Consider the following 15455-nt stretch of genomic DNA (forward strand, 5'->3'; position numbering starts at 1 on the left):
CAGCATCCTCACGATGAACGCGTTCCTCCCATCCCTCATATCCTGCACCTTGCTCGCATGTGCAAATGCTGCACCGCCTGCACCTCCGTCACCGGAAACCTTGGCCCGGCAACAGGCGGATGAAGAAGCCGACCGGGAAATCATTCGCCAGTACAGCGCCGATCAAGGCCGTTGGCTCGCTCTTCAGACGGACAGGGATCAACCGGAGAAATTCCGAAAGGCTGTCCTTGAATGGATCGACCGAAATGCCGCCGCCAGTTTTCTGGATCCCGAAATCATTAAAAAATCCTTCCTCGCCCATGCAGACAAAATCTACACCGACGATGAAATCGCCCGGCTTGAAGCAATCTGCCATGAGTTCGACGAACTCTACGAAGAGGTATGTGCCAAAAAACAGGCCGAGCAAGACGCCCGGTACATCAGGCAATGCTCCGCTGAAAAAGGCATGACCATCCTGCCGAACGGCATCATGTACAAAGCCACCGTATCGAAAGAAGGAGAAAACCGCCCCGTGTTCGCCGCGCGCATTGCCGAAGGAGCCACCACATCCGGCTTCGTGATGGAAACCCTCTACGGCGACCCTGCGGCACGGCTCTCCCAAAGTATCCGGGAAATACTCCCCCACCTTCCTCCCGCTCTTGAATGGAGAATCGTCGTACCTGTCGACCTGCTGGACAAGGCTACAGTCGCACATATACCGAAACGCGTATCTGTTGTTGTCTATACGCTCAAAATCAACGGCGCGACACCCAATGACCACCTCGAACGCAACCGGCAAACTCCCACCGCACCTCAGCCATGAACATTCCTCTGTCACTTGCATCCTCCCTGCTGCTACCCACCGCTCTTTGCATGCAGGAAAACGCGCCGAAGCCTCCTGCAGCCATAGCCGCCGCCACGGAAAACAACGAGGATGAAATCATCCGCCAATACAGCATCTACATGGGGCTTCAAACCGTGTACGGCCTGCAGAGATATGCCATCGAAGCCGCAGCCATGAGCCCCGCCGACCTTGACATCATCCGGCAATCGGCCCTCGACCACCTCGGCACCTCCATCGATCAAAAAGCGCTCGACGCAGAATACGAGCATATCAGCCAGGCCTACATGGCTGCCCTTCGCGAAGAAGAAACCGAACGAGACAAAACCTTCATGCAGGAAAACGCCAAACGCCCCGGCGTCGTCTCCCTCCCGATCGGCATCCAATATAAAGTCATACCGGATCCGCAAGGAAACAACCGCACCCTCGACGAAATGAACGGCTACATGGAGACAACCTCCTCGGGACGATGCATCGGCGGAATCTCAACCCACGAATCACACGACTTCAGCTACGTACTTCCCAACATCCTGACGGACAGCGCAGCCCTGCAGAACATGCCGAAAGGAAAGGAATTCATCTTCTACATCCCCGTCGCCCTGCTCTCCCCATCCAAAAGAAAGGACGAAGACGATAGAGCCTCCATCATCATCTACATCTTCCGCCATCAACATGCAGGCGGCTCCTTCTGGCGACAGGAAGACGTGCCTGCCCCAGCCGAATTCAAACGCATACCGCCCGACCTCCTCCGCAAACACAGCGAACTCCTGGGAGCCTCAGTGGCACATTACATCCAGAGCCGCTGGACGGAAGATGCCGCACAGGAAATCGACCGGAACATCGTCAAACAAACAATCAGCTATCACATCTCAGACACCATCGACCCTGCAGCTCTCCGGAACGAATACAAGGACGTCATTCGCCAATACACCGCCATACAGGAAAAAAGGCAAAAGGAACGCGACAGGGTCTTCATGCAGGAGCATGCCAAACGCCCCGGCATCATCGACCTCGGCAACGGCATCCAGTACGCCGTCGAAAAAGATCCAGCAAACGGCAATCTGCCCTTCACCTCGGCCAGAGTCACAAACATAGCCACCATCTCCGGAAGGAAAAACTGCCAGCCCTCACAAAACGATCTTGACGGCATCGAAGACTTCGGCATTCCGGACATGCTCGGCGAGTCTCTGAAACAAATCGAACCCGGCCGCAAATGGACCTTCTACCTCCCCTTCCAGCTACTCCCCGACATCAAACGGCAGCTTTTGACGAGCCTATGGAAAGGCGCATGCCCGGAATACGTCGCCATCTCCTGTGTAGCGGCTCAAAAAGAAACGGACTCTTCAAACAAAGACGAAGATATCGAAGACGACGCAACGGAAAAACCCTCCTCTTGCGAAGATGTCTGGAAACGAAAGGACCGCTCACCGGAAGCCATGGCACGCGATGAAGAACACTTCCTGCGCCTCCTTGACCTCACGCCCAATGTCACCGTATTGCCCAACGGCGTCCGGTATGCCAGCATGATCGACCCGGAAGGCCGCAACGGCTCCATCAAAAACGTCTCCATCATGACGCCGCACACCCTTGTCGGAGACTCCTTCGGCAGCCACCTCCATCTTGATCATCAAAACACGAGGCCGGACGGAACCGAAATCTACACCCATCCCCTCATCGAACCTTATATCGACGACCTGCCGGAAGCGAAAAAATGGTTCTTCTGCATACCCACCAGCCTGCTCGACCCTGCAGATGTGGAATGGTACGAACAGCGCATCGGCGTACGGCCCAATTACATCCTCTACACTCTCGAAGCCAACACGACTCACTAACCTGATACTACAACCATGAACCTTCCTATCCTCGCCAGCCTCTTTCCGCTTCTGGCATACACAGCAACCACCGCTGAAACACCATCACCGGAACCCATCCGGCAAGCGTCAGCTGCCGTCAACCTCGACGCCAATGAAATCATCCGCCAGTACAGCATCTACCTGGGTACGAAAACGGCAGACATCTTTCAGAATGATCCTCTTGATTTAGCTGCATCATCCCTCGCCGATCCGGACATCATCCGTCAATCGGTACTCGCCCACCTCGACAAACCGAGGGATAACAAGCAATTCGATGAAGAATTCGAACGGATCAGCAAAATATACGAAGAAGCTCTTCAAACAGAAGAGATAGAAATGGGCAAAACATTCATGCGGGAAAACGCCAAACGGCCCGGCGTCGTCTCCCTGCCCATCGGCATCCAGTACGAAGTCATTCCAGATCCGGAAGGCAACAACCGCAGGCTCGACGAAATGAACACCTACAAAGTATCCACGGCATCCGGAAGATGCTTCGATGGGGTATTGCAAGACTCGCACAGCCTCAGCGACCTCATCCTTCCCAGCATCCTGACTTCTTCCTCGGCCCTGCAAAACATGCCGAAAGGCCGGGAGCTCATCCTCTACATTCCCGCTGAACTACTGTCGCCATCCAAAACCAAAGGTATCGAGAAAAAAGCATCCATCGTCATCTACTCTTTCACCCATAAAGAAAAAGACGGCAACGCCCAACGCACCAACCCTGTACACACCGCTGCCTCTACCATCAAACGGATACCGGCCGATCTCCGGCGGAAATACGGCGAATTGCTGGGTGAACGATTATCCCATGCCATCCGGAAACAGTGGTCGGCAGGATCTTCACAGGATGCCGATCCGGTACTTATCCGCCAAACATTCTTCGACCACCTCGACAAGCCTTGCGATCGCACTGCTCTTGAAAACCGTTACCAAGATATTATTCGGCAATATGATACCATCCACCACACCCGGCAGATGGCACGCGACAGGAACTTCATTCGGGAAAATGCGCGTAAATCCGGTGTGATCGTCCTGTCCGGCGGTATCCAGTATACTGTCGAAAAAGATCCCGCAGACCGTAACCTGCCCTTCCTTCAATCCTCGCTCAAGCAGTACGGATCCCTGTCTGGAACGCTCATCTGCCTGCACGGCGGATGGGACGACTTCTCACGCATGTGCTGCACCGCCAATCCGGGAGCGCAAATCGGTTTCACTCCCGGACAAGAGAATTCCGAAGAATACGGCATGAGGGAACTTCTCGGCGCGGATCTCGACCGCGTGGAAGCCGGCCGCAAATGGATCTTTTTCATCCCGTTCGAACGCCTCTCCGAGCAGAATAGAACGGATCTGAAAAACTCGTGGAGGGAAAAATGTCCCGAATATATCGTCCATACCTTCGAAGCCGAGGAGAATCCCCCGCCTCCTTCGGACAAGGATGCAGCCATCGAAGACGACGCACCTCCCGCTCCTGCTCCTGAATCCGATTTGATGCAAAAGCCGGATCTCACGGCAGAATCACTGGCCCGGTACGAAACTCTCTTCTTGCGCCTGAACACACTAACACCCAATGTCACTGTACTTCCCAACGGAATCCAGTATTCCTACATCACCGATCCGGATGGCCGCAACAGCTCCATCAAACAAATCGACACCATGACGCCTCAAACACTCACGGGAGACTATCTATACAGCCATACCCACCTCAATCTCCAGAACACGAGGCCGGACGGAACCGGAAACTACACCCACCCCCTCATCGAACCTTATATCGACGACCTGCCGGAAGCGAAAAAATGGTTCTTCTGCATCCCCGCCGAGATGATTGACCCTTCCTCCATGGAATGGTACGAACAGCGCATCGGCGTACGGCCCAATTACATCCTCTACACCCTCGAAGCCGACAAAAAATCCTGACCCAAAACAAAAACCATGCAACTCTCCGCACTCACCTGCCTCATCACTCTGCTCCCTCCCGCCACAGCCGGATTGGAACCGTCCCGGCCGATCCCATCCATTCAAGCCGCCGATACTGCCACCCTTGATGAGGAAGAAATTCTCCGGCAATACAGCATCTACACCGGATTGCAATTGGCAGCCGAAATTCAGCACGCCATCCGGCATCATGTCTCGCAGTATCTCGCCGATCCGGAAACCATCCGGCAATCGCTTCTGGACAATCTCAACAAACCGATGGATTCCGAACAACTCGACAAAGAAAGCCAGCGCATCTACAAGCTCCATAAACAAGCACTCATCGCAGCAGAAGCCGAGAGGGACAAAACCTTCATGCAGGAGAATGCCAAACGTCCCGGCGTCGTCTCCCTGCCCATCGGCATCCAGTACGAAGTCGTTCCCGACCCGGCAGGAAACAACCGCCAGCTGGAAGAAATGGGCTGTTTCATCTGCTCCACAACCATAGGCCGCCAGCTCGACAAAGAAACGGAAGTGACTGCCATCAAATTCAGCAATACACCAAGCGGCCCGCCTGACTTCAGCGACAAACTGCCCAACATCCTGCAACACACCTCGGCACTGGACAACATGCCGAAAGGAGGCGAATACATCTTCTACGTCCCCGCTGCTCTTCTGTCATCCTCCGAACGCAAATACATCGGCAACGAAAACGCCGTCATCGTCTACACCTTCCGGCATACCGACACGGACGACGAACTCCGCCATCTTCGCCACTTGCCATTCCAAATCGATGCGAACGGCCATCGCCAAAAGTACAGTGAACTGCAAGGAGCGGACATGGCCCGGGACATCCTCCTCAACAAGCAACGCAACGAAGACATGGATATTGATCCGGCTCTTGTCCAAAAGACCTGTTGCGGCCATCTCGACTCTCCCATCGACCTCGCCTCCCTTCAGCACGAATACCGGAACGTCATCAGCCGGTACAAAACCATACACATCGCGCGCCAGACAGAACGCGACAAACGCTTTCTAAAGGAAAATGCAGCCAAACCCGGAGTCGTCATACTCGGCAACGGCATCCAGTACACTGTCGAAAAAAACCCTGCGGGCCGCAATGTACCCATCATTCAGGCAGAACTCGTCAAACGCACCTCCATCGACGGAACGCAATTATACTACAGTGGAAAAATAACACAGTCTTTCAATTCTCTGGGCAGAATCATGCCGGGCACCGTCTTCAGCCCAGGCAAAGTAACCGCCGAAGAATACGATATGCCGGGATTGCTCGGTACCGACATCGCCCGTGTGGCATCCGGCCGCAAATGGATCTTTTACATCCCGTTCGAACGCCTCTCCGAACAGAATAGAAAGGACATGAAAGACGCGTGGGACGACGACTGCCCGGCCTATATCGCCCACACCTTCGAAGCCGATGACAACCAGTCCCTTGCGGACAAGGACGAAGACATCGAAGACGATGCCACGGCAAAACCCGATGAAAAAGAAAACTTCCTGTGGGACAAGGATAGAACGGCCGAATCCATGGCCCGTGACGAAGCCCTGTTCCTTCGGCTGAACGCCATGACACCCAACGTCACCGTACTTCCCAACGGCATACAGTACTCCTGCATCACCGATCCGGATGGAAACAACGGCTCCATCAAACAGGTCGGCATCATGTCGCCCTACACGCTTGCCGGAGATTCCTTCCTCAGCCATATTCATCTCGATCACCAAAACACGCGAGCGGACGGCAAACGCATCTACACCCATCCCCTCATCGAACCTTATATCGACACCCTGCCTGAGGCAAAAAAATGGTTCTTCTGCATTCCCGCCAGCCTGCTTGACCCTGCGGATGTGGACTGGTACGAACAGCGCATCGGCGCACCCCTCAACTACGTCCTCTACATCCTCGAAACCGACAAGAAACACTGATCATGAACATATCCACCCTCGCTTCCATCGCCTCTTTACTGCTTCCCGTCGCAACCTATGCCGGCACGGCACAACCTGCTTCATCGCCGCACATACCCGGAAAAACAGAACCCGGCAACGACGAAATCCTGCGCCGCCACAGCACCTATGCCGGCATCCGCATGGCCTTCGACATGCAAAACCTGATCGATCACGCAGCGGCCAGCTACCTGACCGATCGAGAAGCCATCCGACAGGCCCTCCTCAGCAACCTCGACAACGAACTGGATATCGAAAATACTGGGAATCGACCAAAGCCCTCGAGCAGGAATACACGGCGACGCTCGGACGGGAACAAAAGGAGTATGACAAAACCTTCCTGCAGGAAAATGCTAAACGTCCCGGCATCGCCACCCTCCCCATCGGCATCCAATACAAAGTCACACCCGATCCGGAAGGCAACAACAGCAGCATCGAAGAAATGGGCAGCCTGAAACGGGCCTCCACACTGGGCCGGTTCTTCGGCAGCGTCAGTGGATTGGCTGCCATCCACAGCCTGCCGCCTATCCTGCAATACAGCACTGCCCTGCAAAACATGCCGAAAGGCCGGGAATGGACACTCTACATACCCGTCCGCCTCCTGCCACCCAACGAACGGGCGCAGATCGAAAACTCCGCATCCGTCCTCGTCTGCACCATCTGCAAGAAACAGGGAGAAAACGAAAAAGAATACAGTGTCCAGCCCATCCCGGCCAGCCGGGGAACATACGCACACATCCCGGCGGCACTCAGCCGCCGATTCGCAGAAAGCCAGGGCAAACTCACCGCTGCATTCGCCCAGGCATCTTTCAAGGAGATGGCGGCGAAGGACATCGACCCGGCATTGGCCCGCGCCGCCTTCATCGCATACATCGGGAAAGACATCGACGCCGAAGCCCTCGACCACGAATACAAGGAAACCATCCTTCGCTACGACGCCATCCACAAAACACGCGAAACGGCACGGGACAAACGCTTCATCGAGGAAAACGCTAAAAAACCCGGCGTCACCGTCCTCGCAAACGGCATCCAGTACACCGTTGAAAAGGATCCGGAAGGCCGCAATATAACCATCGACAAAATTCAAACCGCAGCCCTCTCCACCATCTCAGGGAACGACACACTGCACCTCAACAACTTCAGAGTGCAAGACATCTTCGGAGATGCCGCCGACAGCCTTCCGCCCGGTAAGAAATGGACGGCTTGCATCCCCTTCGGAGTACTGGATGAATCGAGACAATCCTCACTCAAGGCCGTCTGGGAAAAACAGCCGGAATACGTCGTCTTCACATGCGAAGCGGCAGAAACAGACTCTACTTCACCGGATACGGATGCAGACATTGAAGACGATGCACCTGCCGCACAACCGTCCGACTCCATCTTCGCGTCTCCACCGCCTATCGACGCCAACACGCTGGCAAGCGAAGAAGCGGAATTTTTGAAAATGAACGCCCTGACACCCAATGTCACCGTCCTCGACAACGGAGTCCAGTACTCCTACATCATCGACCCGAAGGGAAACAACGGATCCATCCTGGATGTAGACATCATGGAAGCAAGAGCTCTGACAGGAGAATCCCTCGGAAGCATAGGCTTTCTGGACAGAAGTGCCGCCAAGGCCCACTTACATCCGGAATTGTGGCCGTATATTGACGCATTGCCCAAGGCCAAACAATGGTTCTTCTGCATCCCCTCCCACCTGATCAACCCGAAATCATTGGACAAATACACGCAGAAAATCGGCGTCCGCCCGAACTACATCCTCTACACATACGAATGGTCGCCGCCGAAAGAAAACGATGCGGAACAAAGCGAATAAACCGCATGCCTGCCCAAGAAAAAACAACGCATATCCGCATTTTATTACTGACAAAACCGAGCCGATTTGATTAAGTAAAGGTACGGGTTCCATCCGGTCTCCGAATTGGCTCTCACCCGATCACCACCCCTCCCCCCCCCAACAACACCATGCGTCCGTCCATCGTATTCGGAATCATCGCAACCATACTGCCCACCGCACTCGCAGCCGATCAACCCTCATCCCCTGCGCCCAAACAGGAGGCAGCGCCTGCAACCACAGCGGAACCAACCCCCACCCCACCCTCCATCCCGGAAGACATTCGCAAACAATACAGCGAATTCGTCGGAAAAGCCCTGGCATTCGGACTCCAGCAGAGATTTGAACACATGGCCGACAAAACGCAACAGCCTCTCATCGACGCCGACCTCGTGCGAAAAACCTTCATGGAAAACATCGCACGTCCCCTGGATGCAGAAAATATCCAAAAAGAAGAGGAAGCCATCGTCAAAACATACAACGAAGCATACAAGGCATACTCAACAGCCAAAGCTGCTCGCTTTCTCAAGGAAAATGCGAAAAAGCCCGGTATCATCCTGCTGGAAAACGGCATGCAATGCCAGGTCACCACAGATAAGGACCCTGCCAAAAACTACAGAATCGAAGAAGCTGACAGCGTAGACGTCGGCGTACCGGACTCCGACTTCCCGACCCATTCCCGCATGAGTTCTTCCGGCGTACTCGACGGTTTTGACGAACTGTCCGACATATCCAGAGAACTGCTCAAGGAACTGCCTGAAGGTACGGAGTGGATCGTCTATGTCCCGGCCTCAGCCATGTCCGAAGAATTCAAGGCCGACGCAAGCGCATTCCTCGTACTCACGTTCCGTATGTCCAAAGACAGCGAACATAACGACAAAGACGCAACGGATGGTCGCGACGAAGACATCGAAGACGAGGAATAACCGCTTCATCCCTTCCCGCCTTCACAAATCCTGCGGTATGCCGCACATGGTACGGCTTCTCCGAACGGAAATCCCCCACTCCGAATAGAGCCCTCTCCCGGGATTCCACAATCCCATTCCGTATTTTTTTGAAAAAACACTCCGTCCTTTCGGACGAACCCATTCTCATGCGTTAATCATACAAGGAAACACTTCTCCCATGAAATACATCATCCCCCTTCTCCTCTCCGTATCTCCCATCTCGGCTGAGAATCAAACATCAGCACATGCAACATTGCAAGTTCCGGAAATCAGCAGACTGTCGGACGATTCCCAGTCAGCCTATTCTTCCTACCTCGGCACGTACATCGCATTGCAGCTGCTCAAAAACGATGTCACCCTTCAAGACATCGACATCGCCTCATTTTTCCAGGCATTTGAAGACGGAATGAACGACGGAACAGATATCAAACAACAACTGGCTCGGAAGGACATCCCAGCCCATCTGAACAGGCAATCGGAAACACGACGGCAACAACTCGCTGAAGAGGCAAAAAAAATCGGAGAACAATTCTTGGCGGTAAACGGTAAAAAACCGGGCGTCACAACCACAGCCAGTGGTCTGCAATATCGGATCGATCGCCAAGGCACAGGCACCAGTTACAATAAAAAACAACACGGAACCAACCCCACCTACACCGTCAAATACACCGTACGCACGCTCAACGGCACAGTGGTTTCCGACTTCACCGACGAAACCGTCGAAGCTGCCGACCACTCCAGGCTCGAAGGATTCGACGAAGGCCTCTCCCTCATGCCCGTCGGTTCGCAATGGACATTCTTTCTGCCTTCCCATCTGGCATTCGGAGACGAACATATTGTTACCGCAAGCTCCATGCTGCCAGCCAACTCGGCCTTGATCATCCAAGTGGAACTATTCGGCATCAAAAAAGGTGACGAGACGCAAACCATGTACATCGAAGGCGTCCCATTCGAATTTATTCCCATGGATGCAGACGCCGAAGAAACAGAAACCGCAGACGAAGAATAACATCCTCGAACATTAACATCTCACCATGAATTCAGCCCTACTTACCCCCCTCTTTCTGGCAGGCCTCTGCATGGCATCCGCTCCGGCAACCTCTCCAGACACTTCAAACGACGGAAAACAACACACCCCTCCGTCCAGGCAAGACATCTCTGCCTACCTTGGTTACGAAAGCGCCGTCATCCTGAAAAACAACTCGTTGCGAAAGAAAGACATCGATCTGCCTGCATTCCGCAAGGCTTTCGCAGCAACCATGAAAAAAAAACCTAACCTTGAGCAATTCAACGCGTACGTCGATTCCATTCAGCCGACAATCGATGCCGCTACGCACCAATTGGAACAACGCAACCTCAAACTCGCAACCGACACACTCCAGATCAGCAGGAACTTCCTCGAAGAAAACGGTAAAAAACCGGGCATTGTCAAAACCTCTAGCGGCTTGCAATATCGTATCGATCAACAAGGAGCAGGCTCCGCTTACGATGAGGAACAACATGGAGAAAACCCTCTCTACTCTGTACGATTCAAACTCCTGCTCATGGACGGCACCCTCCTCATCGACAAAACGGAAAAGGCCATCGAAACATCCGACAGCATCGGCCTCGAAGGCTTTGACGAAGCCCTCACCCTCATGCCCGTCGGCTCCAAATGGACTCTCTACCTGCCCCCTCACCTCGCGTTCGGCGATGCAACCATCTATCAAGATGGAATCTGCATTCCGGGCAACTCCGTCATCATCATCGAAGCGGAACTTCAGTCCATCAAAAAAGACACCCGCGTCATCCATCCGGATGGCACCGTCACGGATCGCCCTACCCAATAAACCCAAGCTATGAAACGCATCGCCGCCGCACTCACCATACTTTTGATGTCGCTTGATACCCTCACGGCACAAAATATACCTTCCTCAACTACCAGCAGCGGCGAGTCAAAGGAAATATCGGCATTATTCCCCACAAAAGAAGCCAAACTCCGACACGACGTCTCGGCCTATCTGGGTTCGATACTCGGCACGGCATTGCATGAGGCCGGCATGCGCCCGGAAGACCTCGACTTCGATATATTGATCCGTACCTTAGCCATCGAACTCGCGCTGCAAGGCCAAAACATTCCCGAACCGGAGGCGAACGAAACCCGCACACAAGCGGCGCTGCGCATCATGCGGGCAAAAATGGAACAACGGAACAACGAAATATCCGCCACCAATGCCGAACGCAGCCGCCGCTTTCTGGAAGAAAATGCAAAAAAACCGGGCATCGTCACCACGCCGAGCGGCCTGCAATACCGCATCGACAAACAGGGTACCGGCGCACCCCGCACCTCCTCCCGCAAGGAAACCGACGATCGCGCCCTGTACGCCATCAAATACACCATCGACACGCTGGATGGCCCCATGATCGACAACCATAACGGAACAGTCAGCATCATACGCAACCACTCAACTTCGCGCATTCCGGCAGGAATCCATGAAGCCTTGAAACTGATGCAACCCGGTTCCAAATGGACTCTTTACATTCCGCCGTCCATCGGATACGGCGAAAAACAGAGAAATCTCATGTGGCTCTCCTTGGGCGAACGGCAGGCACACTTCGACCACGAGCGCATCTGCCAGCCCTGCATCGGAGGCAATAGCGTTCTGATTGTACAGATCGAACTTGTCGACTACTCCCCCAATGTCCCCTTGAGTCTGGACGAGGTTGACAGCGTATATCTGGCTGCCAACCCTTTTTGGAGCAAACCTGCTTTAGCCATTGCGGAAATGCAGCCGATTCTTGCCCATCTGAACGAAGCCGCTACACGCACCCCTCTTCATCCAGAGCAAACACAATATTCATCTCAAGAACTCCGAAAAATCACATCTGATACAATTGCAAAAATTTGGGCAAACAAAATGATAGACGAAGGATTAATCCTTCCGGACATCGATATACCCACATTCCGCAATCAATTGGAACAATCCCTCGCGTCGCCTCCGTCCATGGAAGACATCGACAAACAGCATGCCGCCGCAATCGGAATGGCGGCATACATCAAAGAGAGAACACCCCACCAAACCCAATATACCGACAAACAAAAATTCCTCGGCATCAAAACATCTGCGGATTTTTAAACCATGAACACCTCCATCCTCCTGACCGCAATCCTGTTTCCAATCGGCATGTGCCAAGCCCGACAAGTCCATGCCGCCGACACCCGGCCTCCGGAAGCATCTCCCTCAGAAAATGCGGCACAGTTGAAACGCGATGTTTCAACCTCCATCGGATATGCCATGGGAATTGCTTTCGCACAGGAGAATCGCACGCCCATCACGATAGATATGGATCTGTGCATGAACACCTTTCAAACCGCTCTGAAAACAGGCCTCCAATACACGACTCGGCAAGAAGCTACGGAACAAGTCAACACTGTCGCCAAAACCGGTCAGGAAAGAGAGGCCCACTCCATGTCGATGGGTTTCGGCATCGCCTTTTGCCTGCTGAGTATCGGCTTTGTGCAGGACGACATCGACACGGCCTTTTTCCGGCAGGCTTTTGAAGCTGCCTTACAAGGCAAAATCACTGAAGACGAGGTACGCGCCTACGACGAATCAATGGATCGCATGCGCCAGATCATCCGCAACAGGGAAGCTACTGCTGCCCGCGCCAACCTCGCTATCACCAAAGCCTTCCTGAAAGAAAACTCCGGTAAGCCAGGAATCGTCACCATGCCGGACGGCCTTCAATACAAAATCGAAAAACAGGGAACGGGGCGTACCTACGACGCAGAAAAGGACGGCGAATATCCCGTCTACGTGGTCAAATTTACGATGTCCGACATCCACGGCAACATTTGGGACGACTACACAAAAGCACCCACGGAACTCATGGGGCCCGTCTCTCCCGAGGGGCTGGACACAGCGCTTTCCATCATGCCTATCGGCTCCACATGGACGCTGTTCCTCTCGCCCGAACTCGGTTTCGGCGAAGAAACCTCGCAGGACGAACGCATCAGCATTCCCGGCAATTCCGTACTCGTAATTCGCGTCGAATTACTCGACATCCATGCATTGGACATTCCCAAAGTCATCCCACTGAAAACGGATAATACCGAACCGGACGGTTCAGACAATGAAACTTCCGGGAATCACGACGAATAAATACTTTCAAACGCCATCTTCACCTTGACAAACAGCCTGTAAAGCTTATCCTAACCAGAAGCCCTTTTTATTTCCCACCCACAGAATCTCCCATGAGTACCACACCCGAAAACGAATGGTCCGGCATCTTGGACAATATCAAACAAATCCGCGAAGAAACCGCCCGCGTGATCGTCGGTCAGGACGCCGTCATCGAGCAAATGCTCGTCGCCCTGCTGTGCCGGGGGCATTGCCTCATCGTCGGCGTGCCCGGCCTTGCCAAAACGCTGCTTGTCAGCACCCTCGGCAACATCCTCGGCCTCGGCTTCCACCGCATCCAGTTCACGCCCGACCTGATGCCGCCGGACATTCTCGGCAGTGAAATCCTCCAGACGATGGACGACGGCTCCCGCCGCTTCGAATTCGTCCCCGGCCCCATCTTCACCAACCTCCTGCTGGCGGACGAAATCAACCGCACGCCTCCAAAAACCCAGGCAGCCCTCCTCGAAGCCATGCAGGAAAAGCAGGTCACCGTCGCCGGGCAGACCCGCCGCCTCGAAGAACCCTTCATCGTATACGCCACGCAGAACCCCGTCGAACACGAAGGCACCTACCCGCTGCCCGAAGCCCAGCTCGACCGCTTCTTCTTCCAAATCCTCATCCAGTACCCCACCGTACAGGAAGAAGAGGAAATCCTGCGCCGCACCGGAGGCCTGAACATGCCCGAAGCATCCACCATCATGAATGCGGACAAGGTACTCGCGCTCCAGAAAGCCGCCTCGGAAATCCCCGTACCGGACCACATCTACGGCTCCATCGTCAAAATCGTCCAAAGTACCCGCCCGGACTCCCCGGATGCCACCGAAGCCGTCAAAAAATACGTCTCATGGGGCGCTGGCCCCCGCGCCGCCCAGTGCCTCCTCCGCGCTTCCCGCGCCATCGCCCTGCTTCGCTGCAAAACCACCGTCTCCATGGAAGAAGTCAAGGCCGTCCTGCACCCCGTGCTGCGCCACCGCCTCATCCTGAACTACAACGCCACAGGCGAAGGCATCCGCGTCGAAAGCATCATCGACTCCCTCGCCTGAACCGCGCAAAACGACCCCGCCCCCGACGCACGACCATGCCGAACATCCAGCACAAATACCTCCGGCCCGAAGACCTCAAACGGCTGGCGAACTACCGCTTCGCCGTCCAGATGATGGTCGAGGGATGGATGTCCGGCAAACACCGGGCGAAGGGGCGCGGAGCATCGAGCGACTTCCTCGAATACCGCCAGTACGCCCCCGGCGACGACCTCCGCCTCATCGACTGGCGCGTCTATGCCCGCAGCGACCGCTACCACCTCAAAACCTTCGAGCATGAAACCCATCTCGAATGCCACATCTTCGTGGACAGCAGCGCCTCCATGGGCTACCGCAGCGGAGGCCCGATGACCAAGCTCGACTACGCCTCCTACTTCGCCGCCTGCGTCGCATGGCTCGTCATCCGGGGGAACGACCGCGCCTCCCTCCAGACCTTCGATGCCGACATCCGCTCATTCATGCCCCCCGGCTCCACGCGCAAGCATCTGGACGGCATGCTCAACCTCCTCGAACACAACACGCCGGGAGGCCCCACCAGCCTGCCCGCCTCGCTCGAAAAATCCCACCACCTGCTCAAAACACCCGGCACCCTCGTCATCGTCTCCGACTTCCTGAGCGACCCCGCCGCCCTCATGCAATCCCTCAACCCGTACCTGCACCGGGGCTTCAAAATCGTACTCGTCCAGGTACTCGACCCGCACGAAGTCGAACTCCCCTCCGACGGACTCGCCCGCTACTACGACATGGAAACGAACGAACACCTCCTGTGCAACAGCGAAACCGTCCGCTCGGCCTACAGGCAACGCGTGCAGGAACACCGCACAGGCCTCCGCTCCCTCGCCATGTCGCGCGGCATCCGCTTCTTCTCCGTCACCACGGATGAATCCTATTACCAACTGTTCGACGCCCTCTCCGAATAACC

At 54.8% G+C, this 15455-nt stretch carries 12 protein-coding genes and 1 pseudogene; all 13 read left to right on the top strand.

What is annotated here, in order from left to right:
- The first annotated feature begins 13 nt into the window (after positions 1-13).
- Positions 14-802: a hypothetical protein gene (locus PYTT_RS00530; protein WP_067772163.1), complete on the top strand. Its 789-nt coding sequence runs from the start codon at positions 14-16 to the stop codon at positions 800-802.
- Positions 799-2652 (top strand): FKBP-type peptidyl-prolyl cis-trans isomerase N-terminal domain-containing protein, encoded by a 1854-nt coding sequence (locus tag PYTT_RS00535; protein WP_071133171.1) that lies wholly within the window; start codon positions 799-801, stop codon positions 2650-2652. The genes PYTT_RS00530 and PYTT_RS00535 overlap by 4 nt, the downstream gene beginning before the upstream one ends.
- Before the next feature lie 15 nt (positions 2653-2667).
- Positions 2668-4587 carry an FKBP-type peptidyl-prolyl cis-trans isomerase N-terminal domain-containing protein gene (locus PYTT_RS00540; protein WP_067772169.1) on the top strand — a complete coding sequence of 640 codons (1920 nt, stop codon included), beginning with the start codon at positions 2668-2670 and terminating at the stop codon, positions 4585-4587.
- A gap of 15 nt (positions 4588-4602) precedes the next feature.
- Positions 4603-6528 (top strand): FKBP-type peptidyl-prolyl cis-trans isomerase N-terminal domain-containing protein, encoded by a 1926-nt coding sequence (locus PYTT_RS00545; RefSeq protein ID WP_067772172.1) that lies wholly within the window; start codon positions 4603-4605, stop codon positions 6526-6528.
- A pseudogene (locus tag PYTT_RS13710) lies at positions 6449-6889 on the top strand (hypothetical protein); the annotation flags it as partial. The gene PYTT_RS00545 and the pseudogene PYTT_RS13710, both read left to right, overlap by 80 nt.
- Before the next feature lie 99 nt (positions 6890-6988).
- Positions 6989-8365 (top strand): FKBP-type peptidyl-prolyl cis-trans isomerase N-terminal domain-containing protein, encoded by a 1377-nt coding sequence (locus tag PYTT_RS00555; protein WP_067772178.1) that lies wholly within the window; start codon positions 6989-6991, stop codon positions 8363-8365.
- Between the two features lie 149 nt (positions 8366-8514).
- On the top strand, positions 8515-9309 hold the full coding sequence (locus PYTT_RS00560; RefSeq protein WP_067772181.1) for an FKBP-type peptidyl-prolyl cis-trans isomerase N-terminal domain-containing protein: 795 nt from the start codon (positions 8515-8517) through the stop codon (positions 9307-9309).
- A 199-nt stretch (positions 9310-9508) separates the two neighbouring features.
- Positions 9509-10339: an FKBP-type peptidyl-prolyl cis-trans isomerase N-terminal domain-containing protein gene (locus PYTT_RS00565; RefSeq protein WP_067772184.1), complete on the top strand. Its 831-nt coding sequence runs from the start codon at positions 9509-9511 to the stop codon at positions 10337-10339.
- Positions 10340-10364: 25 nt separating this feature from the next.
- Entirely contained in the window at positions 10365-11159 is a 795-nt protein-coding gene (locus PYTT_RS00570) for an FKBP-type peptidyl-prolyl cis-trans isomerase N-terminal domain-containing protein (protein WP_071133172.1), read from the top strand.
- A 9-nt stretch (positions 11160-11168) separates the two neighbouring features.
- On the top strand, positions 11169-12446 hold the full coding sequence (locus PYTT_RS00575; protein WP_067772190.1) for an FKBP-type peptidyl-prolyl cis-trans isomerase N-terminal domain-containing protein: 1278 nt from the start codon (positions 11169-11171) through the stop codon (positions 12444-12446).
- Positions 12447-12665: 219 nt separating this feature from the next.
- Positions 12666-13472: an FKBP-type peptidyl-prolyl cis-trans isomerase N-terminal domain-containing protein gene (locus PYTT_RS00580; RefSeq protein ID WP_172801731.1), complete on the top strand. Its 807-nt coding sequence runs from the start codon at positions 12666-12668 to the stop codon at positions 13470-13472.
- 92 nt (positions 13473-13564) lie between these two features.
- Positions 13565-14536, top strand: coding sequence for an AAA family ATPase (locus tag PYTT_RS00585; RefSeq protein ID WP_067772196.1), 972 nt, complete (start codon positions 13565-13567; stop codon positions 14534-14536).
- A gap of 35 nt (positions 14537-14571) precedes the next feature.
- Complete coding sequence (locus PYTT_RS00590) at positions 14572-15453, top strand: DUF58 domain-containing protein (protein ID WP_067772199.1); 882 nt, start codon at positions 14572-14574, stop codon at positions 15451-15453.
- The last annotated feature ends 2 nt before the right edge of the window (positions 15454-15455 follow it).

Origin of the sequence: Neoakkermansia glycaniphila (assembly GCF_900097105.1) — a bacterium.
Lineage (GTDB): Bacteria > Verrucomicrobiota > Verrucomicrobiia > Verrucomicrobiales > Akkermansiaceae > Akkermansia > Akkermansia glycaniphila.